This window comes from Burkholderia sp. MBR-1 (assembly GCF_013822785.1).
Lineage (GTDB): Bacteria > Pseudomonadota > Gammaproteobacteria > Burkholderiales > Burkholderiaceae > Burkholderia > Burkholderia vietnamiensis.
Window position 1 is genome coordinate 2,974,310 of record NZ_CP053609.1, and the last position, 20,631, is coordinate 2,994,940.

The following is a 20,631-nucleotide window of genomic DNA, read 5'->3' on the forward strand; positions in this document are numbered from 1 at the left end:
GTTCACTCGAAGAAGCTCTTCATGCGGTCGAACCAGCTCTTGCTCTGCGGGCTGTGACGCGCACCGCCCTCGGCCAGCGACTTCTCGAACTGCTTGAGCAGGTCGCGCTGCTGGTCGGTCAGCTTCACCGGCGTCTCGACCTGCACGTGCACGTACAGATCGCCGGCGATGCTCGAGCGCAGCCCCTTGATGCCCTTGCCGCGCAGCCGGAACGTCTTGCCCGACTGCGTGCCTTCCGGCACCGGGAACGACGCGCGGCCGGCCAGCGTCGGCACCTCGATCTCGCCGCCGAGCGCGGCGGTCGTGAACGGGATCGGCATCTGGCAGTGCAGATCGTCGCCGTCGCGCTCGAACACCGCGTGCGGCTTGATGTGGATCTCGACGTACAGGTCGCCCGGCGGCCCGCCGTTGATGCCCGGCTCGCCGTTGCCGGCCGAGCGGATCCGCATCCCGTCGTCGATGCCGGCCGGGATCTTCACCTCGAGCGTCTTGGTTTCCTTCACCTTGCCCGAGCCATGGCAGTGCGCGCACGGTTCGGGGATGTAGGTGCCGGTGCCGTGACACTTCGGGCAGGTCTGCTGGATGCTGAAGAAGCCCTGCGACATGCGCACCGTGCCCTGGCCGTGACAGGTCGGGCAGGTTTCCGGCTTCGTGCCGGGCTTCGCGCCCGAGCCGTGACAGACTTCGCACGACACCCAGCTCGGCACGCGGATCTGCGTATCGTAGCCGTGCGCGGCCTGCTCCAGCGTGATCTCCATGCTGTAGCGCAGGTCCGCGCCGCGATACACCTGCGGGCCGCCGCGGCCGCCGCGCGCGGCGCCGCCCGCGGCCTGACCGAAGATGTCGCCGAAGATGTCGCCGAACGCATCCGCGAAGCCGCCGAAGCCCTGACCGCCCGCGCCGGCCATGTTCGGATCGACGCCCGCGTGGCCGTACTGGTCGTACGCTGCACGCTTCTGGCCGTCCGACAGCATTTCATAGGCTTCCTTCGCCTCCTTGAAATGCTCTTCCGCATCCTTGTTGTCCGGATTGCGGTCGGGGTGGTACTTCATCGCAAGCTTGCGATATGCCTTCTTGATTTCGTCGTCGCTCGCATTCTTCGCGACGCCCAGAACCTCGTAGTAATCCCGTTTCGCCATATCGATTCACTGTGCCGCCACGCATCGCGCACGCGGCGGCTCCTTTCGCCCGCAGTAAAGTCTCTCGACTCGTCTGGCGCTGCACCGTCCGCGGACGGCTCACGCAGCACCCGCCAAAAAACAAATGTGCCCGGAGGGCCGCGAGGCCCGCCAGGCGTGGAGTCGATCCGGCCATCCGGAAGGAAAGACAGACCGCTGTTCAGCCGCACCGCACACCGCGCGTCGTGCGCGGCGTGCGGTGCCATGGCAACCCGGCTTAGTCCTTCTTCACTTCCTTGAACTCGGCGTCGACGACGTCGTCAGCTGCCTGCTGCGCGCCGCCCGCATGGGCCGCGCCTTCCGCTGCACCTGCCGCGCCCGCCGCACCGGCCTGCTGCGCCTGCATGTCGGCGTACATCTTTTCGCCGAGCTTCTGCGAAGCCTTGCCGAGCTCCTCGACCTTCGCGTCGATCGCCGCCTTGTCGGCCGACGTATCCTTCAGGACGTCCTCGAGCGACTTCAGCGCCGCTTCGATCTTTTCCTTCTCGCCCGCGTCCAGCTTGTCGCCGTACTCGGTGAGCGCCTTCTTCGTGCTGTGGACGAGCGCGTCGCCCTGGTTGCGCGAATCGGCCAGCTCACGCAGCTTGTGGTCTTCCGCCGCGTTCGCTTCCGCGTCCTTGATCATCTGGTCGATTTCGGCATCAGACAGGCCCGAGTTCGCCTTGATCGTGATCTTGTTTTCCTTGCCGGTCGCCTTGTCCTTCGCGCCGACGTGCAGGATGCCGTTCGCGTCGATGTCGAAGGTCACTTCGATCTGCGGCACGCCGCGCGGTGCGGGCGGGATGCCTTCGAGGTTGAACTCGCCGAGCAGCTTGTTGCCCGCGGCCATCTCGCGTTCGCCCTGGAACACCTTGATCGTCACGGCCGACTGGTTGTCGTCCGCCGTCGAATACACCTGCGAGTGCTTCGTCGGGATCGTCGTGTTCTTGGTGATCATCTTCGTCATCACGCCGCCGAGCGTCTCGATGCCGAGCGACAGCGGGGTCACGTCGAGCAGCAGCACGTCCTTGCGGTCGCCCGACAGAACCTGGCCCTGGATCGCCGCGCCAACCGCGACGGCTTCGTCCGGGTTCACGTCACGGCGCGGTTCCTTGCCGAAGAACTCCTTCACCTTCTCCTGCACCTTCGGCATGCGGGTCTGGCCGCCGACCAGGATCACGTCGTCGATGTCCGACACCTTGACGCCGGCGTCCTTGATCGCGATGCGGCACGGTTCGATCGTGCGCTCGACGAGGTCTTCCACCAGCGCTTCCAGCTTCGCGCGGGTGATCTTCAGGTTCAAGTGCTTCGGACCCGATGCGTCCGCCGTGATGTACGGCAGGTTGATTTCGGTCTGCTGGCTCGACGACAGCTCGATCTTCGCCTTTTCGGCCGCTTCCTTCAGGCGCTGCAGCGCGAGCACGTCCTTCGACAGGTCGACGCCCTGCTCCTTCTTGAACTCGCCGATGATGTAATCGATGATGCGCTGGTCGAAGTCTTCGCCGCCGAGGAACGTGTCGCCGTTGGTCGACAGCACTTCGAACTGCATTTCGCCGTCGACGTCCGCGATTTCGATGATCGACACGTCGAACGTACCGCCGCCGAGGTCGTACACGGCGATCTTGCGGTCACCCTTCTCTGCCTTGTCGAGGCCGAACGCGAGCGCCGCGGCGGTCGGCTCGTTGATGATCCGCTTGACTTCGAGGCCCGCGATGCGGCCGGCGTCCTTGGTCGCCTGACGCTGGCTGTCGTTGAAGTACGCCGGCACCGTGATCACGGCTTCCGTGACCGGCTCGCCGAGGTAGTCTTCGGCCGTCTTCTTCATCTTGCGCAGCACTTCAGCCGAAATCTGCGGCGGCGCGAGCTTCTCGCCGTGCGCTTCGACCCATGCGTCGCCGTTGTCGGCCTTGATGATCGCGTACGGCATCAGGCCGATGTCCTTCTGGACTTCCTTCTCTTCGAAGCGACGGCCGATCAGGCGCTTCACCGCGAACAGCGTGTTCTTCGGGTTGGTCACGGACTGACGCTTGGCCGGTGCGCCGACGAGCACTTCGTTATCGTCCATGTAGGCGATGATCGACGGCGTCGTGCGCGCGCCTTCCGAGTTCTCGATGACCTTGACCTGATTGCCTTCCATGATGGCGACGCACGAGTTCGTGGTGCCGAGGTCAATACCGATGATCTTTCCCATTTTTCCTAATCTCCAGAAATGCCTGTTTGCTGCGCGAAACCCCACGTTTTTGGGCGGTTTCGCACGCCAGAATTCAACTCTGTTCCCGAAATGCGTCCGGCCGATCCGTTTTCAAGACCCGCCAAGCGATGCGGATATTAAATTTTTTCAATCGCCGCCGGTATTCGGATCGTGCGGGGTGCCGCGGCCGTCGCCGGACGCCGCGGCGATCTTCGCGCGCGCCGCGGCCACCGCCGCCTCGAACTGCGCGAGCCCATGCCAGCCGGTCGCGCGGCCGAGCCGCTTGCCGCCGTGGAAGAAGAACCACGTCGGCACGCCGTGCAGGCCGAAGCGGCGCCCCAGCTCATGATGTTCGTAGACGTTGCAATGGAACCACTTCAGGCCCAGCGCGCGGATCGCGTCGGGTTGCGCGAGCATCGCCTTCTTCGCGATCTCGCAGTTGAAGCAGTCGACGCCCCAGAAGAACACGACGGCCAGCGCGTCGCCGGCGCCGGCGAGTTCGGCGTCGAACGTGTCGGCCGCCAACGCCTGCATGTCGAACGCCTCGAACGCAGCCGGATCGACGCCGGCGGGAAGCATCGCGGCCGCCTTACTTCGGCTGCGCGACGGTGACGAGCGCCGGGCGCAGCACGCGGTCGGCGATCATGTAGCCTTTTTGCAGCACGGCCACGACGGTGTTCGGCTCCTGCTCGGCCGGGACCATCGAAATCGCCTGGTGCTGGTGCGGGTCGAACTTCTCGCCGACCGGGTTGATCGCGACGACGCGGCCCTTCTCGAGCGCGCTCGTCAACTGGCGCAGCGTCAGCTCGACGCCTTCGCGCACCTTCGCGATGTCGCCGGAGGTATCGACGGCAGCCGCCTCGAGGCTGTCGAGCACCGGCAGCAGGTGCTCGGCGAAGCTCTCGATCGCAAACTTGTGCGCCTTCGACACGTCGTCCTGCGCGCGGCGACGGACGTTTTCGGTCTCGGCCTTCGCCCGCAGGTAGCTCTCCTGCAGCTCGGCGACCTTGGCTTGAGCCTCCGCGAGCGCCGCGTCGGCGGCTTCGGCGGCGGGAGCGGCGCCTTGTGCCGCTTGCTTCGCGCTGCCGATGTCTTCGGCCGATTGGGTAGCCGGGTTCTCTTGCGTGTTTTCCATGTCGCTGAAAGTCGATTAGAGGTTGAAGCCAAACCGGCAACCGCCGGGCCGTATGCCCGCGGCGCCGCACATTGCTGCTGCAAATAAGGCCGGAAACTGCGATTTCAAGAGGGTTATCCGCGCCGATTCGTGAAGACCGCGAAACAACCGCGCGCGCGGCGCGCGATTGCACGCATTTGCCGCCAGATTGGACGAAACGACCGGTAACACCGCTTACCAGGCAAGTACTAGCTCGGCATCGGGGCCTGCACTACACTCCATTCAAGCGTCGGAAAGCGCGTTAACCCTAGCTTGCCGCCGCCCGACATCCACCATGAGGCGAGTACCGTGAAACTGACCTTTGCGATATCGGTGGTCGCGCTGGTACTCATTGCCGGCACCACCACCATCTGCCTGTCCGGCGCCGTCACCGACCGCACCACCGAATACGGCAGCGCCCGCGCGACGTTCGACCAGATGTTCAGCGTTCACCCGAAAATCTGTCGATGATGCGACGGTCGCGCTTGGTCGGCCGGCCGTGCAGCTCGGCCGCCGGCTCCCGGTAGGTACGGCGCCGTTCGAGTTCGGCGAGCCGCGCGGTGCGGCCGGCCTCGGTTTCCGCGTAGAGCGTCTGCGCGACGCTCGCCGGCCCGCGCACGTCGCAGATGCCCAGCACGGCAATGTGCCAGACCACTCCGTCGATCGCAATCTCGACCTCGTCGCCGACGCGCACGTCCTTCGACGGCTTGACGGCCGCGCCGCCGATCTTCACGTGGCCCTTGTCGACCGCGTCCGATGCAAGCGAACGCGTCTTGAAGAACCGCGCCGCCCACAGCCACTTGTCGATGCGCAGTTTCGCGCCCGGTTCGGTCGAAATCCTGTAGTTCATCGCGTTCAACTCACCGTTTCGGGCTGCGCCGCCTTGGCCGGCCAGCCCTGCAGATTCTCGGCGACGATCTCGCCGAGCGCGCCGATCCACGCGGACGCCCCGTTCAGGCACGGTATCCGGTGGAACGCCTGGCCGCCGCCCGCGAGAAACTCGTCGCGCACTTCCATGCCGATTTCCTCGATCGTCTCCAGGCAATCGGCCGTGAAGCCCGGACAGAACACGTCGGCGCGCCGCACGCCGGCCTCGCCGAGCTCGCGCAGCGTCGGCGCCGTGTACGGCTGCAGCCACTCGGCCTTGCCGAAGCGCGACTGGAACGTCACGCGGCATTCGAGCGTGGACAGCCCGAGCGCGGCCATCAGCAGTGCGCCCGTCTGCTGGCACTGGTCGTGATAGGGGTCGCCCAGGTCGAGCGTGCGCTTCGGCACGCCGTGGAAGCTCAGTACGAGCTTGTCGCCGGCCGCGAAGTCGGGCCGGCCGTGCTGCGCCCAGTAGTGACGCACCTGCTCGGCGAGCGCATGGATATAGGCCGGATGGTCGGCATAGTGCCGCACCGTGCGCACTTCCGGCTGGTTGCGCATCCGCGTGAGCGCGGCGAACGCGGCATCGAACGCGGTTGCGGTGGTGGACGCCGAGTATTGCGGATACATCGGCATCAACAGCACGCGTTCGACGCCCGCGCGCTTGAACTGCGCGAGCGCCTGCGCGATGTTCGGGCTGCCGTAGCGCATCGCGTAATCGACCTGCACCTGATAATCGTTCGCTGCGAGCAAATGCCGCACGCCTTCGGTCTGGCGTTCGGTGTACACCCGCAACGGCGAGCCTTCAGGCATCCAGACCGCCGCGTATTTCTTCGCCGACGCGCGGCCGCGCAACGGCAGGATCACCGTGCGCAGCAGCACCTGCCAGATGGCCTGCGGAATTTCGACGACGCGCGGATCGGACAGGAATTCGGCGAGATAGCGGCGCACCGCGCGCGGGGTCGGGGCGTCGGGCGTGCCGAGATTGATCAGCAGCACACCGATGCGATGGGCAGCCGCGACGCTCGAAGGCGGCTCAAGGTCAAAGCGCATGGGCAGGATCGTGCTCGCGGCACGCAGTCGAACGGCTCTCAATTATAGCGGGCCGCCTCGATCGGGGCGGCTGGCCGTTCGGCCGACTGGCGGCGCACACGGCGCCGCGGCACGATGGCGGGACGATGACAGAACGATGACGGTGCGCAAGCGGCCGGCTTATTGCTGGCTCAGCGCGAGCGACAGCAGCCGCGCCGTGATGTCGACGATCGGGATCACGCGGTTGTACGCCATGCGGGTCGGGCCGATCACGCCGAGCGTGCCGACGATCTTGCCGTTCACCTCGTACGGCGCGGTGACGACGCTCATTTCCTCGATCGGCACGAGCGTCGATTCGCCGCCGATGAATATCTGCACGCCCTGGGCGTGGCTCGACACGTCGAGCAGTTGCAGGAGGCCCGTCTTTTGGTCGAACACGTCGAACAGCTTGCGCAGCCGCGCCATGTCGGACGACAGGTCAGCCACCTCGAGCAGGTTGCGCTCGCCGGAAATCAGCACGGTGTCCTCGGTGTCGGGCACCTCGGTGCTGGCCGTCACGGCCGCGTGCATCAGCGTGGTCATGTCGCCGCGCAGCTGGTCGATCTCGTCGCGCAGGCGGCGGCGCACCTCGTCGAACGACAGGCCGGCAAAGTGCGCGTTGATGTAGTTCGACGCCTCGGTCAGCTGCGACGGCGTGTAGTCGCGCGGCGTCGCGAGCATCCGGTTCTGCACGTCGCCTTCGGGCGTGACGATGATCAGCAGGATCCGCTTGTCCGACAGCCGCATGAATTCGATCTGCTTGAACACGTGGCTGCGCCGCGGCGTCAGCACGACGCCGGCGAACTGCGACAGGTTCGACAGCACGCTCGCCGCCGCCGCCACCACGCGCTGCTGCGGCTCGCCGGCCTGCAGCGTGTTCTGCACCTGCCGCGCGACGGCCTCGGCGTCGATCGGCGCCTCGACCGTCAACATCGTGTCGACGAACAGCCGGTAACCGCGCGGCGTCGGGACGCGCCCGGCGGAGGTATGCGGGCTGGACACGAGGCCGAGCTCCTCCAGGTCGGACATCACGTTGCGGATCGTCGCCGGGCTCAGCTCGAGCCCGGAGTAACGGGACAACGTGCGCGAGCCGACCGGCTGACCGTCGGCGATATACCGTTCGATCAGGGTTTTGAGGAGGGTTCGTGCGCGAGGATCTAGCATGGTGGAAAATTTTAGCGCAACCGGGCGGGCGCGGCGAGTGGCCGCAGCGTTCATCGCGCCGGCCGGCCGATCCGGCCCCGTGCGCGCGGAGCCGGTTCTTTTCGTCAACGAGCTATGGTGTAATGCCGGCATGAAAACCGGTAATCAGTTCAATACTGTTGCGCTCGTCGGCCGGAGCAACACGCCCGGCATCGCCGAGCCGCTCGCCACGCTCGCTGGCTGCATCGCGAAACTCGGCTTCGACGTCGTGTTCGAGGCCGATACCGCGCGCGAGATCGGCATCTCGGGCTATCCGGCGCTCACGCCGGCGGAAATCGGCGCGCGCGCGGACGTCGCGGTGGTGCTCGGCGGCGACGGCACGATGCTCGGCATCGGCCGCCAGCTCGCGCCGTACAAGACGCCGTTGATCGGCATCAACCACGGGCGGCTCGGCTTCATCACCGACATCGCCGCAGCCGACATGCAGGCGCTCGTGCCGGTGATCCTGTCGGGCAAGTTCGAGCGCGAGGAGCGCTCGCTGCTCGAGGCGCGGATCGTGCGCAACGGCGAACCGATCTACCACGCGCTCGCCTTCAACGACGTCGTCGTGAACCGCAGCGGCTTTTCCGGGATGGTCGAGCTGCGCGCGTCGGTCGACGGCCGCTATATGTACAACCAGCGTTCGGACGGCCTGATCGTCGCGACGCCCACCGGCTCGACCGCGTACGCGCTGTCGTCGGCCGGCCCGATCCTGCATCCGCAACTGCAGGGCGTCGTGCTCGTGCCGATCGCGCCGCACGCGCTGTCGAACCGGCCGATCGTGCTGCCGGACGATTCGAAGATCGCCATCCAGATCGTCGCCGGTCGCGACGTCAACGTGAACTTCGACATGCAGTCCTTCACGGCGCTCGAGCTGAACGACACGATCGAAGTGCGCCGCTCGAAGCACACGGTGCCGTTCCTGCACCCGATCGGCTACAGCTATTACGCGACGCTGCGCAAGAAGCTGCACTGGAACGAACACGCATCGAACGAAGACGACAAGGCGTCCTGACGCAAGCGAGCCCGACACCATGCTGCGCCACCTCTCGATACGCGACTTCGTCATCGTCGCCGCGCTCGATCTCGAATTCGACGGCGGCTTCACCGTCTTTTCCGGCGAAACCGGCGCCGGCAAGTCGATCCTGATCGACGCGCTGGCGCTCGCCCTCGGCGAGCGCGCCGACGCGAGCGTCGTGCGCGCCGGCTGCGGCCGCGCCGACATCACCGCCGAGTTCACGCCGCACGACCGCGTCGCGCGCTGGCTCGACGAGCACGCGTTCGATGCCGAGGACACCGTGATGCTGCGTCGCGTGATCGACGCGAACGGCCGCTCGCGCGCGTTCATCAACGGCACCAGCGCCACGCTTGCCCAACTGCGCGAGCTCGGCGAGATGCTGGTCGACATCCACGGCCAGCATGCGCACCAGTTGCTGATGCGGCCCGACGCGCAACGCGAGCTGTTCGACACGCACGCGGGCTTGGCCGCCGATGCCGCCAACGTCGCGCGCGCATGGCGCGTGTGGCGCGACGCGACACAGGCGATCGACGCGGCAAAGGCGCACGAGCGCGAGCTTCAGCTCGAACGCGAAAAGCTCGCATGGCAGCTCGCCGAGCTCGACAAGCTCGCGCCGCAACCGGGCGAATGGGATGAGGTGGGCCACGAGCACAAGCGCCTGTCGCATTCGGCGAACCTGATCGACGGCGTGCAGGGCGCGCTCAACGCGCTGTCGGAGGCCGACGGCGCGATGCTGCCCCAACTCGGCGCGATCGTGTCGAAGCTGCGCGGCCTGGCCGACTACGACAGCGGGCTCGCCGACGCGCTCGCGTCACTCGAACCGGCCGAGATCCAGCTGCAGGAAGCCGTCTATTCGCTGTCGCACTACGCGCAGCGGCTCGATCTCGATCCGGCCCGGCTCGCGCAGGTCGAAGCGCGCCTCGACGCGCTGCACTCGACCGCCCGAAAGTTCCGACTGCCGCCCGACACGCTGCACGAGGAGCATGCGGCGCGCCGCGCGCAGCTCGCGGCGCTCGATGCGGCCGCCGACCTCGGCGCGCTCGAAGCCGCGCAGTCGAAGGCGTGGGATGCCTATCTCGCCGACGCGAAACGGCTGTCGAAGGCGCGCGCGCAGGCGGCGAAGGCGCTCGGCGCCGCGGTCACGGCCGGCATGCAGGAATTGTCGATGGCCGGCGGCAGCTTCGAAGTCGCGCTCGTGCCGCTGGCCGACGGCGGCCCGCACGGGCTCGAACAGGTCGAATTCCGCGTCGCCGGCCATCCCGGCGTGCCGCTGCGGCCGCTCGCGAAAGTCGCGTCGGGCGGCGAACTCGCGCGGATCAGTCTCGCGCTCGCGGTGATCGCCAGCGCGGCCAGCCCCACGCCCACGCTGATCTTCGACGAGGTCGACACCGGGATCGGCGGCGGCGTCGCCGAAGTGGTCGGGCGCCTGCTGCACCAGCTGGGGCGCAACCGCCAGGTGCTGTGCGTGACGCACCTGCCGCAGGTCGCGGCGCGCGGCGACCATCACTTCCAGGTCGCGAAGGGCGCGGACGAGCGCGGCGGCACCGTATCGTCGGTCATCGCGCTCGACAAGGCGAGCCGTGTGGAGGAAGTCGCGCGGATGCTCGGCGGGCTGGAGATCACCGCGACCACGCGCAAGCACGCGAAGGAAATGCTCGCGGCCTGAGCGGCCCGGCCGACGGCCGGGTCGGATGGAGGCGGACCACCCCGGGCCGGATCGGGGCATGCCGGGCTATATCGGCCCGCGCCGGATCACACGGAGCCGTGCTGGGCCACTGCGAGCCGTGCTGGGCCGCACCGAGTCGTGCCGTGCCGTGCCGAAGCCGTGCCGAGCCGCGCCGTGCCGAGCCACACCGAGTCGCGCCGGCCTACACCACACCGAGCCGCGCCGGTCCACACCACGAAGCACCGGACTACACCGGGCCGCACTCCGACCTCACCCGCCCGAATCCCCGCAAGCAACCGCGGAACGGACGCGCCGGCCATCACCGGCGGCCCGACTGCGCGATACGACGCGCCCGCCCCACCTCATCATCGCCTCAAACACCCACCCCACCCGCCGCTCTCAAACACCCGTTCGAACCGCCCCGAACACCCGCGCCCACAGCGCCGTAACGGCCGCCCGCTCCTCGGCCACGACCGCCGGGTCGACGCGCGCCTTCTCCATCCCGTCGAGCCGCAGCTTGTGCTGCAGCTTCCGGTATTTGCGGTACGCGGCGCCGACGCACTCCGCCTCGTCCGCCTCCATCAGCCCGAACCGCGCGACTTCGCGCAGCAGCGCGATGTTGCCGGTGTTGCGGATCAGCTCGGCATCGCTCGACGCATGCAGCAGCACCCAGTACTGGACGATGAACTCGATGTCGACCATCCCGCCGCGATCGTGCTTCAGGTCGAACAGCTCGCTGTGGTTCGGGTGACCGGCGAACACCTTGTCGCGCATGTCGACGATTTCCCGCGCGAGCACAGCCGCATCGCGCGGCGTCGTCAGCACCTGCTGGCGGATCGCCTCGAAGGCCGCGCCGATCTGCGCGTCGCCGGCGCTGTACCGCGCGCGCGTCAGCGCCTGGTGCTCCCAGACCCACGCGGTATTCGCCGCATCGCCTTCGCGCAGCTGGTAACGGCGGAACGCATCGAGATCGGTGACGAGCAGCCCGGCCTCGCCGTTCGGCCGCAGCCGCAGGTCGATGTCGAACAGCGCGCCCGCGCCGGTCGCGGTGGTGAGCCACGTGATGAGCCGCCGCGTAAACGTCGTATAGACGTCCGCCGAGCGCTCGTCCGGGTCGTCGTACAGGAAGATCAGATCGAGATCCGACGCATAGCCGAGCTCCTTGCCGCCGAGCTTGCCGTATGCGATCACCGCGAACTTCGGCACGTCGCGATGGCGTTTCGCGAGCTGCGACCAGACGACCTCGATCGTCACGTCGAGCACTGCATCGGCGAGCTCGGACAGCCGGTCGCTCACGTGCTCGACCGACAGCTGGCCGGCCAGGTCGATCAGCAGGATGCGGAACACCTCCGCATGCTGTGCGTGCCGCAGCAGGTCCATCTGCTGCTCGGGGCCGTCGGCGGCGGCGAGCCGCGCGCGCAGCGCGTCCTTGAACGCGGGCCAGTCGAACGGGCTCGCGATCGCCTCGTCGTCGAGCAGCTCGTCGAGCAATTGCGGATGCCGAATCAGATAGCCGCCGCCCCAGCGCGTCGTGCCGAGCACCGACAGCACGCGATCGAGCGCGGCCGGGTACTCGGTGAGCAGCGCGAGATAAACGCCGCGCCGGCTGACCGTCTCCAGCAGATCGAACAATCGCACGACCGTCTCGTCGCGGCGCGCGGCGTCGATCCGCGGCGCGGCCTCGAGCGCGCGCTGCGCGACGCTGTCGAAGCGCTGCCGGCTCTTTTCCGGCAGACCGGCATAGCGCGACGACTGCCAGATCGCGCGCAGCCGGGCGAGCACCGCGGCCGGATCGGCGAAGCCGAGGCCGTCGAGGCGCGCGAGCAGCGTCTCGTCGTCGCCGTCGTCCGCGAGCGCGCCGCTCCATATCCAGGCGGCGGCAGCGTCTTCGCCCGACGCGCACGCGCCGCCATTGCCCTTGTCGGCGAAGATCTGGTCGAACTGCGCCTCGACGAAGGTCCGGTGCGCATCGAGCGCGGCGGTGAGCGCCGCGTAGTCGGCAAAACCGAGCGACGCGGCAAGCACCGCCCGTTCGCCCGGATCGACCGGCATCGCGTGGGTCTGCGCGTCGTCGCGATACTGCAGCCGATGCTCGAGCGTGCGCAGGAAGTTGTACGCGTCGGTCAGCCGCTCGCGCACGTCCTCGCCGATCAGCCCGCGCGCCTGCGCATGGCGCAGCACCGCGAGCGTCGGCCGCACGCGGAACTCCGCGTCCTGGCCGCCGCGGATCAGCTGGAACACCTGCGCGCTGAATTCGATCTCGCGGATGCCGCCGCGCCCGAGCTTGATGTCGTCGGCCTTGTCGGGCCGCATCGACGCGCGGCGCGCGGCCTCGTGCCGGATCTGCTGATGCAGCGAACGGATCGCGCCGATCACGCCGAAATCGAGATAGCGGCGGTAGACGAACGGCTTGACGATTGCTTCGAGCTGCGATGCGAGCCGCCGCGCCGCGTCGCTGTCGCCTTCCGACACGAGCCGCCCCTTGATCCATGCATAGCGCTCCCATTCGCGCCCCTGCACGTAGAAGTATTCCTCGAGCATCCCGAGGCTGCATACGAGCGGCCCGGAATCGCCGTTGGGACGCAGCCGCATGTCGACGCGAAACACGTAGCCGTCGGCGGTGACCTCGGACAGCACGCCGATCAGGCGCCGGCCGAGCCGCGTGAAGTACTCCTGCGTGGACAGCGGCGCGCGCGTGCCGCCGGCCGTCTCGCCGTCGTCCTCGTAGACGAAGATCAGGTCGATGTCCGACGACACGTTCAGCTCGCGGCCGCCGAGCTTGCCCATCCCGACCACGCCGAGCACGACGCGCTGGCCGTCGGCGCCGCGCGGCTCGCCGTAGGTGGCCTCGAGCTCCGCGGACAGCAGCGCGAGCGAGCGCTGCACGGCCACTTCGGCGAGGTCGGTCATCGCGGACGTGACCTCGGCGACGTCCGCGACGCCGCGCAGGTCGCGCTCCGCCACCGCGCCGAACACCTCGACGCGCAACTGCCGCAGCGCGCGCTTCAATTCGTCGTCGCCCGGCGCGGCCGCGCCGGAACTCGCCGCGAGCAACTCGGTGAGGCGCGCGTCGAGCCGCGCGCGCGTGAGCGGCGCGTCGGCCCACGCGGCGATCAGCTCGGCCAGCGCGGGGCGCGCGGCGACCGCGCGGGCGAGATAGCGGGAATAGGACGTGCTGATCAGGGCGGAAGCGTCGGTCATCGTCATCGAAAAGCGGGCGTGGCGGTAAGGCCCGTTGCCGCGGGTCGCGCGTGCGCGCGCCGCTGCCGACAGACCGTTGGACTCGGCGCGGTGTGAGCGGCCGCGCGTGCGCCGCCGCCCACACCGCGCGCCGGAAAGCCCGTGCCGCATGCGCGCAACGGCCGCCGGCACGAACCCCTGTGATACATTTCAACGTCAATCTGCAAAACTACCATATCGCCGCCCCTCCGCCGCATGTCCGACCGTCAGGAATCCGCCGTAGCTGCGCCCGAAGCGGGACCTCCGAAGCACGATCATCCGGTCCTGCGCCGCGTGTTCAGGGTGACGCTGGCAGTCGGCATCGGCGTGTACTTCGTCGCGTCCGGCGCATTCCTCGGGCTGCGCTACGTGGTGCTGCCGCGCATCGACGAATTCCGGCCGCGCATCGAGCGCGCCGTGTCCGACAAGCTCCACGCGCAGCTTTCGATCGGCAGGCTGTCCCCGCACTGGTCGGGCATGCAGCCGGGCGTCGAAGTGACGAACCTCACCATTCGCGGCCGTGACGGCCGCATCGCGCTGTCGGTGCCGCATGCGACGGCCGCGCTGTCGTGGATCTCGCTGCTGCGGCTGTCGCCTGCGCTGTCCAGCCTGATCGTCGACCATCCGGATCTCGTCGTCGCGCGCGCGGCCGACGGTTCGCTGAGCGTCGCGGGCATCGGCGTCGCGACCACCCACGGCGGCAACGACACGTTCGGCACCTGGCTGCTGAAGCAGGAAGCGATCGTGCTGCGCAACGGCACGCTGCGCTGGCGCGACGCCCAGCACGACGCACCGGAGCTCGCGCTGTCGGGCATCCGCCTCGCCGTGCTGAACCACGGCCGCGAGCACAAGGTCGCGCTGCAGGCGCCGGCCAACGGCACGCTGCTGCTCGGCCCGCTCGACTTCCGCGCGCGCTTCACGCACAAGCCGCTCGCGCCGATCGGCAAGCCGACCAACTGGACCGGCAACGCGTACCTGTCCACCGGCCCGGTCGACCTGCAGACGCTCGGCCGCTACCTCGACCTGCCGTTCACGGCCCACGCGGGCCGGATCGACAACGCGATCTGGGCGACCTTTCAGGACGGCCACCTGCGCTCCGCGGGCGGCGACCTGCAGGGCGCCGACGTCGTGCTGCGCGTGCGGCCGACCCAGCCGCGCCTGGAAGTGCCGACGGTCGGATTCGGCTGGGACATCGCGCTCGACGCCGGCCGCGACTACACGCTGCACCTGACGCGCTTCAACGCCGAGCTCGGCCAGCCGCCGCTGCCCGACGGCACGCCGCTCGCGCGCTCGCTCGCGCTGTCGACGCTGACCGCCCGCTACCGCGTGCCGACCGCCGATCAGGGGCAGTTGCTGAGCGTCGCCGGCGACCGCGTCGATCTCGGCATCCTCAGCGAATTCATCCGCGGGCTCCCGCTGCCGGCGCGGCTGCGCAACGAGCTGATCAAGCTCGACCCGCACGGCATGGTGTCGAACTATCACATCGAGGTCGAACGCGCGAAGCCCGCGCGGGCCGAGCTCGCCGACGAGGAACGCCGCACCGGCGCCGCGCCGATCGTCCGCTACCGCTTCCTCGGCGATCTGCAAGGCATCAGCTTCGCCGCGCAGGAGCCGCCGCCCGGGCTGTCGCCGCGCGGCCATCCGCGCGCCGGCTGGCCGGGCGTCGAGAACCTGTGGGGCAGCGTCGACGCGACCGAGACGGGCGGCGCCGCGCACTTCGACACGGTGAACGCGGCGGTCACGGTGCCCGGCGAGTTCGACGAACCGCGCCTGACCTTCGACCGGCTGCGCGGCAACGCCAAATGGGTGATCACGCCGGCGCCGGGCGAGAAACACGCGCGCGTCGACGTGACGTTGCCCGACCTGTACGTCGCGAATCCCGATGCCGAGATCGACGTATCGGGCACGTACACGAACCCCGGCCACGGCCGCGGCTCGCTCGACCTGCGCGCCGAGTTCGCCCGCGCGGCGGTGGCGCGCATCCCGCGCTACCTGCCGACCGGCATGTCGGAGCGGCTGCGCGCGTATCTCGGGCATGCGCTGCAGGACGGCCGCGTGACCAAGGGCGCGTCGATCGTCGCGCGCGGCCCACTCGAAAAATTCCCGTTCGAACACGAGCCGGATGCCGGCGTGTTCCACATCGTCGCGCCGTTCACCGGCGGGCGCTTCGAGCCGACGCCCTACCCGCCGCGCAAGCTCGCGAACGGCACGCCGAGCGTGTGGCCGGCGCTCGACGGGATCGACGGCGTGTTCGAGCTCGCGCAGAACAAGCTGCGCTTCGACATCGCACGCGCGCGCTACAAGCGCGTCGCGCTGACGAACGTCAACGGCCGGATCGACGACCTCGGCAATCCGTCGAAGTCGCCACTCGTGATCGACGGCCACGCGCACGGGCCGCTCGCCGACCTGATCGACTACGCGGACAACAGCTCGCTCGGCACGATGAGCGGCCACATCGGCCAGCGCATCGACGCGCAGGGCCCGGCGTCGCTCGCGCTGAAGATCACGATTCCGCAGCACGTGCCGCATCCGCACACGCACGTCGAAGGCGCGCTCGCGTTCGGCGGCAACACGCTGTCGACCGACGGCGTGCCGCCGCTGTCCGCGCTGCGCGGCAGCGTGCGTTTCACGGAGGCCGGCGCGTCGCTGCACGACCTGGCCGGGCGCTTCCTCGGCGGGCCGGTGCACGCGAACGGCAGCTTCCAGTCGCACGGCCCGTACACGGTCGACGTCGACGGCAAGCTCGCGCTCGACGCCGCCCGCGGGCTGAACCTGCGCGGCACGGCCGCGGCGCTGCTCGAACACGTGGTCGGCGACGCGCCGTACGAGGTCGCCGTGCGCGGCGCGCCGGGCAGCCTGCCGCAGATCACCGCGCGCTCCGACCTGACGGGCGTCGCGCTGAACTTCCCGGCGCCGTTCGCGAAACCGGCCGGCGAGCCGATGCCGTTTCGCTTCACGCTGCAGCCGGCCACGCCGGCCGGCGGCAAGCGCATCGAGCACGCGGACCTGACGCTCGGCCCGGTGTCGGCCACCTATCTGCTCGACGCGACGCGCGGCCAGCCGCTGCGCGCATTGCGCGGCGCGATGGGCATCCACCGGATGCCCGACCTGCCGCAGGACGGCGTGAGCGCGGCGGTCGACGTCGACGAGCTGGATGCCGACGCGTGGCTCGCGCTCGCGCACACGCTGAAGCCCGACACGCCGCGCACGCCGGAGCCGCCGGCGCGGTCGCGCATCGACGTCGCCAGCTTCACGCCGAAACGTTTCGCGCTCCACTTCGGCACGCTGAAGCTGCTCAAGCGCAACTGGGAAAACGTGATCGTCGGCGCGTCGCACGTCGACGAGCTGTGGCAGGCGAACATCGCGTCGAACCAGGTCTCGGGCTACCTGTCGTGGGCGCCGGGCGGCGGGCACAACGGCGCGGGCGTGCTCAATGCACGGCTCGCGAAGCTGGTGATTCCCGACAGCGCCGAGCACGACCTCGTCGGCCGCGCGATGAACCTGCCGACGCCGACCGACCGGCCGATACCGTCGGTGGACCTGATCGTCGACCAGGTCGTCGCACGCAATCACGACATCGGCCGGCTGGTCGTCAACGCGCGCAACATCGACGAGGACGGCGTACCGGTGTGGCAGCTCGACCGGCTCGAGCTCGCCAATCCGGCCGCGAAACTGACGGCCACCGGCAACTGGCGCACGTCGCGCCGCGCGCTGGCCCGCGGCGTGGACGACAACGACGCGCCGCGGCGCAGCGTGTTCGACTTCAAGCTCGACGTCGGCAACGCGGGCGCGCTGCTCGACCTCGTCGGCCTGCCGCGCACGCTCGAGAACGGCCACGGCACGGTGACCGGCAAGGTGGGCTGGCGCGGCGGCCCGACGGCCGTCGAGGTGCCGTCGCTCGGCGGCCAGGTCGCGCTCGACTTCGAGCACGGCCAGATCCTGAAGGTCGATCCGGGCGCCGCGAAACTGCTCGGCGTGCTGAGCCTGCAGAGCCTCGCGCGGTTCCTGACGCTGAACTTCCGCGACGTGATCGGCAAGGGGCTGCCGTTCGACAAGATCACCGGCACCAGCCGGATCTCGAACGGGATCGCCCGCACCGACGACTTCTCGATGACGACGGCGCCCGCGAACGTGACCGTGCGCGGCGCGGTCGATCTGGCCACCGAGACGCAGGACCTGCACGCGCACGTCGCGCCGAAGATCGGCGCCGGCACCGCGGCGATCGCGGCCGCGATCGTCAATCCGCTGCTCGGCGTCGGCGTGCTGGCGGCGAACTACGCGCTGTCGCAGACGCTGTCGCACGCGTTCGCGCTCGACTACGCGATCACCGGCTCGTGGGCGCATCCGCATATCGAGCGGGTGCGGGGCGATCAGGGTAAGATGGATCACGGTCCGGCCGATGCGGCAAGCCACTGACGCGTGCAGGCCGCCGGACCGCACCCCTTTTACGAAGCCAGCGATCCTGCGATGACCGATCCGACCCGTTCCGCCACGCCCTTCCGGGTTGCCGCGCTGCAGATGGTGAGCACGCCGGACGTCGCGCGCAATCTCGCCGACGCCGGTCACCTGATCGAGCAGGCGGCGGCAGACGGCGCGCAACTGGTGCTGCTGCCCGAGTATTTCTGCTTCATGGGCCACCGCGACACCGACAAGCTCGCGCTCGCCGAGCCCTATCGCGACGGGCCGATCCAGCAGTTCCTCGCGCAGGCCGCGCAGCGGCACCGCGTCTGGGTGATCGGCGGCACGCTGCCGCTGCACGCGCCGGAGCCCGACCGCGTGCTGAACACCACGCTCGTGTTCGACCCGAGCGGCCGCGAGGCCGCCCGCTACGACAAGATCCACCTGTTCAACTTCGAGAAAGGCGACGAATCGTTCGACGAGGCGCGCACGATCCGCGCGGGCGACACGGTCGTCGCGTTCGACGCGCCGTTCGGGCGGGTCGGCCTGTCGGTCTGCTACGATCTGCGCTTTCCCGAGCTGTACCGCCGGATGGGCGATTGCGCACTGCTCGTCGTGCCGTCGGCGTTTACGTATACGACGGGCCGCGCGCACTGGGAAACGCTGCTGCGCGCGCGGGCCGTCGAGAACCAGTGCTACGTGCTGGCCGCCGCGCAGGGCGGCAAGCACGAGAACGGCCGGCGCACGTGGGGCCACAGCATGCTGATCGATCCGTGGGGCGAAATCGTCGCGGTCCGCGACGAAGGCGCAGGCGTCGTGGCCGGCGCGCTCGACCCTCAGCGCATCGCCGACGTGCGCCAGAGCCTGCCCGCGTGGCGGCATCGCGTGCTGGCCTGAAGCGCCGCCGCCGCTTGAAACGCCGCCCGGCCAACCCATCTGTCCAGAACGCACCCGACAACTTTTTGAGAAACCTCGATACCCGCATGAACATCATCGAACCCGGCATCCGCAATCTTGCGCTGGCGAAGGACATCCTCCTCACGCCGTACGGCCTCGACGAGAGCCTGCTCACGCGCACGATCGCCGACATCTTCACGCATCGCGTCGACTACGCGGACCTGTACTTCCAGGCCACCCGCAGCGAAGCGTGGAGCCTCGAGGAAGGCATCGTGAAGTCGGGCAGCTTCAGCATCGACCAGGGCGTCGGCGTGCGCGCGGTGGCGGGCGACCGCACCGCGTTCGCCTATTCGGACGACCTGTCGCCGGAAGCCATCGCCCAGGCGGCCGCGGCCACCAAGGCGATCGCGGCGGCGGGCGGCGGCCGCCAGAAGATCAAGGCGGCGACGTCGCTGAAAGGCATCACCGGCCGCAACCTGTACCTGCCGTCCGACCCGCTCGCGTCGCTCGACGCGACCGCCAAGGTCAAGCTGCTCGAGCGCATCGAGCAGATGGCGCGCGGGCGCGATCCGCGCGTCACGCAGGTGATGGCGGGCCTCGCCGGCGAATACGACGTCGTGCTGGTCGCGCGCAGCGACGGCGCGCTCGCGGCCGACATCCGGCCGCTCGTGCGCGTGTCCGTCACGGTGATCGCCGAGCAGAACGGCCGCCGCGAGATCGGCTCCGGCGGCGGCGGCGGGCGCTTCGACTACGCCTATTTCACCGACGACGTGCTGTCGCGCTACGTCGACGACGCGGTGCACGCCGCGCTGGTGAACCTCGACGCGCGCCCGGCCCCGGCCGGCGCGATGACCGTCGTGCTCGGGCCGGGCTGGCCCGGCGTGCTGCTGCACGAGGCGATCGGCCACGGCCTCGAGGGCGACTTCAACCGCAAGGGCTCGTCGGCATTCGCGGGCCGGATCGGCGAGCAGGTTGCCGCGAAGGGCGTGACGGTGGTCGACGACGGCACGCTGCCGAACCGCCGCGGCTCGCTGAACATCGACGACGAAGGCAACCCGACGCAGTGCACGACGCTGATCGAGGACGGCATCCTCAAGGGTTACATCCAGGACACGCTGAACGCGCGCCTGATGAAGATGCCCGTGACCGGCAACGCGCGCCGCGAGTCGTACGCCGCGCTGCCGATGCCGCGCATGACCAACACGTACATGCTCAACGGCGACAAGGATCCGCAGGAAATCATCGCGTCGGTGAAGAACGGCCTGTACGCGGTGAACTTCGGCGGCGGCCAGGTCGACATCACGAACGGCAAGTTCGTGTTCTCGGCGTCCGAGGCGTACATGATCGAGAACGGCAAGGTCACCTACCCGGTGAAGGGCGCGACGCTGATCGGCAGCGGCCCGGAATCGCTGAAGTACGTGAGCATGATCGGCAACGACATGTCGCTCGATTCGGGCGTCGGCGTCTGCGGCAAGGAAGGCCAGAGCGTGCCGGTCGGCGTCGGCCAGCCGACGCTGCGGATCGACAAGATGACCGTCGGCGGTACGGCATAACCGCATCGCCGCGCAGACAATCCGCGCATTTTGACGAAACCACGCGGATTGCCCGCATTTTTGACTGCCCCCGGTTGCCAGCTGCGCGGCGACCGGGTATAAATTGCGAATCGACTTTTTCGACGAACCGAATCTCCGTCATGTCCGCCAAGTTTTATTTTTACTTTTTTTGGCATCTCAGACCGCTGGCGGATCGAGAGGGTTGATGGCGCGTAAAGCGCAACCAAAATTCCCGAAAAACCGCCGGCGAACCCGGCGG

At 68.9% G+C, this 20,631-nt stretch carries 14 protein-coding genes; 6 read left to right on the top strand and 8 right to left on the bottom strand.

The genetic code is table 11. From position 1 onward, the window contains the following. Positions 1-2: 2 nt before the first annotated feature. The 4 genes from dnaJ to grpE form a co-directional block, all read right to left on the bottom strand. Entirely contained in the window at positions 3-1,139 is a 1,137-nt protein-coding gene (gene dnaJ / locus MBR110_RS13780) for a molecular chaperone DnaJ (protein WP_011883359.1), read from the bottom strand. Between the two features lie 256 nt (positions 1,140-1,395). After that, positions 1,396-3,348 (bottom strand): molecular chaperone DnaK, encoded by a 1,953-nt coding sequence (gene dnaK / locus MBR110_RS13785; RefSeq protein ID WP_011883357.1) that lies wholly within the window; start codon positions 3,346-3,348, stop codon positions 1,396-1,398. Positions 3,349-3,495: 147 nt separating this feature from the next. Beyond that, entirely contained in the window at positions 3,496-3,927 is a 432-nt protein-coding gene (locus MBR110_RS13790; protein WP_059463847.1) for a thioredoxin family protein, read from the bottom strand. Between the two features lie 10 nt (positions 3,928-3,937). Then, positions 3,938-4,483 (bottom strand): nucleotide exchange factor GrpE, encoded by a 546-nt coding sequence (grpE, locus tag MBR110_RS13795; protein WP_011883354.1) that lies wholly within the window; start codon positions 4,481-4,483, stop codon positions 3,938-3,940. A gap of 327 nt (positions 4,484-4,810) precedes the next feature. Between grpE and MBR110_RS13800 the strand changes: the two genes are divergently transcribed. Continuing rightward, positions 4,811-4,972 (top strand): hypothetical protein, encoded by a 162-nt coding sequence (locus tag MBR110_RS13800; protein WP_011883353.1) that lies wholly within the window; start codon positions 4,811-4,813, stop codon positions 4,970-4,972. On the opposite strand, the gene MBR110_RS13805 is transcribed toward MBR110_RS13800, so the two are convergent. From MBR110_RS13805 to hrcA, 3 genes are all read right to left on the bottom strand, one after another. Further along, the gene (locus MBR110_RS13805) at positions 4,944-5,351 is read right to left on the bottom strand and encodes an RNA-binding S4 domain-containing protein (protein WP_034194465.1); all 408 of its coding nucleotides are present in this window, start codon (positions 5,349-5,351) and stop codon (positions 4,944-4,946) included. The two genes, MBR110_RS13800 and MBR110_RS13805, sit on opposite strands and share 29 nt — an antisense overlap. A 5-nt stretch (positions 5,352-5,356) precedes the next feature. Then, on the bottom strand, positions 5,357-6,421 hold the full coding sequence (gene hemH / locus MBR110_RS13810; RefSeq protein ID WP_011883349.1) for a ferrochelatase: 1,065 nt from the start codon (positions 6,419-6,421) through the stop codon (positions 5,357-5,359). A 159-nt stretch (positions 6,422-6,580) separates the two neighbouring features. After that, positions 6,581-7,603: a heat-inducible transcriptional repressor HrcA gene (gene hrcA / locus MBR110_RS13815; RefSeq protein WP_011883347.1), complete on the bottom strand. Its 1,023-nt coding sequence runs from the start codon at positions 7,601-7,603 to the stop codon at positions 6,581-6,583. 130 nt (positions 7,604-7,733) lie between these two features. Between hrcA and MBR110_RS13820 the strand changes: the two genes are divergently transcribed. After that, on the top strand, positions 7,734-8,636 hold the full coding sequence (locus MBR110_RS13820) for an NAD kinase (protein ID WP_011883345.1): 903 nt from the start codon (positions 7,734-7,736) through the stop codon (positions 8,634-8,636). 19 nt (positions 8,637-8,655) lie between these two features. Continuing rightward, positions 8,656-10,305 carry a DNA repair protein RecN gene (recN, locus tag MBR110_RS13825; protein WP_059693998.1) on the top strand — a complete coding sequence of 550 codons (1,650 nt, stop codon included), beginning with the start codon at positions 8,656-8,658 and terminating at the stop codon, positions 10,303-10,305. A 399-nt stretch (positions 10,306-10,704) separates the two neighbouring features. Here recN and glnE read toward each other — a convergent pair whose 3' ends face one another. Then, on the bottom strand, positions 10,705-13,506 hold the full coding sequence (gene glnE / locus MBR110_RS13830) for a bifunctional [glutamate--ammonia ligase]-adenylyl-L-tyrosine phosphorylase/[glutamate--ammonia-ligase] adenylyltransferase (RefSeq protein ID WP_046425619.1): 2,802 nt from the start codon (positions 13,504-13,506) through the stop codon (positions 10,705-10,707). 234 nt (positions 13,507-13,740) lie between these two features. Between glnE and MBR110_RS13835 the strand changes: the two genes are divergently transcribed. The 3 genes from MBR110_RS13835 to tldD all read left to right on the top strand — a co-directional run bounded on the left by MBR110_RS13835 (position 13,741) and on the right by tldD (position 20,372). Then, positions 13,741-17,940 (top strand): YhdP family phospholipid transporter, encoded by a 4,200-nt coding sequence (locus tag MBR110_RS13835; RefSeq protein WP_059624062.1) that lies wholly within the window; start codon positions 13,741-13,743, stop codon positions 17,938-17,940. Between the two features lie 51 nt (positions 17,941-17,991). Beyond that, positions 17,992-18,819 carry a carbon-nitrogen hydrolase family protein gene (locus tag MBR110_RS13840; protein WP_059461805.1) on the top strand — a complete coding sequence of 276 codons (828 nt, stop codon included), beginning with the start codon at positions 17,992-17,994 and terminating at the stop codon, positions 18,817-18,819. 86 nt (positions 18,820-18,905) lie between these two features. Then, positions 18,906-20,372: a metalloprotease TldD gene (tldD, locus tag MBR110_RS13845; protein ID WP_181709097.1), complete on the top strand. Its 1,467-nt coding sequence runs from the start codon at positions 18,906-18,908 to the stop codon at positions 20,370-20,372. Positions 20,373-20,631 lie beyond the last annotated feature (259 nt).

What these genes read in the sequence shown, in the direction of transcription:
- dnaJ (WP_011883359.1), bottom strand. Translation starts at nt 1,139, where the DNA reads ATGGCGAAACGGGATTACTACGAGGTTCTGGGCGTCGCGAAGAATGCG.
- dnaK (WP_011883357.1), bottom strand. Translation starts at nt 3,348, where the DNA reads ATGGGAAAGATCATCGGTATTGACCTCGGCACCACGAACTCGTGCGTC.
- MBR110_RS13790 (WP_059463847.1), bottom strand. Translation starts at nt 3,927, where the DNA reads ATGCTTCCCGCCGGCGTCGATCCGGCTGCGTTCGAGGCGTTCGACATG.
- grpE (WP_011883354.1), bottom strand. Translation starts at nt 4,483, where the DNA reads ATGGAAAACACGCAAGAGAACCCGGCTACCCAATCGGCCGAAGACATC.
- MBR110_RS13805 (WP_034194465.1), bottom strand. Translation starts at nt 5,351, where the DNA reads ATGAACTACAGGATTTCGACCGAACCGGGCGCGAAACTGCGCATCGAC.
- hemH (WP_011883349.1), bottom strand. Translation starts at nt 6,421, where the DNA reads ATGCGCTTTGACCTTGAGCCGCCTTCGAGCGTCGCGGCTGCCCATCGC.
- hrcA (WP_011883347.1), bottom strand. Translation starts at nt 7,603, where the DNA reads ATGCTAGATCCTCGCGCACGAACCCTCCTCAAAACCCTGATCGAACGG.
- MBR110_RS13820 (WP_011883345.1), top strand. Translation starts at nt 7,734, where the DNA reads ATGAAAACCGGTAATCAGTTCAATACTGTTGCGCTCGTCGGCCGGAGC.
- recN (WP_059693998.1), top strand. Translation starts at nt 8,656, where the DNA reads ATGCTGCGCCACCTCTCGATACGCGACTTCGTCATCGTCGCCGCGCTC.
- glnE (WP_046425619.1), bottom strand. Translation starts at nt 13,506, where the DNA reads ATGACCGACGCTTCCGCCCTGATCAGCACGTCCTATTCCCGCTATCTC.
- MBR110_RS13835 (WP_059624062.1), top strand. Translation starts at nt 13,741, where the DNA reads ATGTCCGACCGTCAGGAATCCGCCGTAGCTGCGCCCGAAGCGGGACCT.
- MBR110_RS13840 (WP_059461805.1), top strand. Translation starts at nt 17,992, where the DNA reads ATGACCGATCCGACCCGTTCCGCCACGCCCTTCCGGGTTGCCGCGCTG.
- tldD (WP_181709097.1), top strand. Translation starts at nt 18,906, where the DNA reads ATGAACATCATCGAACCCGGCATCCGCAATCTTGCGCTGGCGAAGGAC.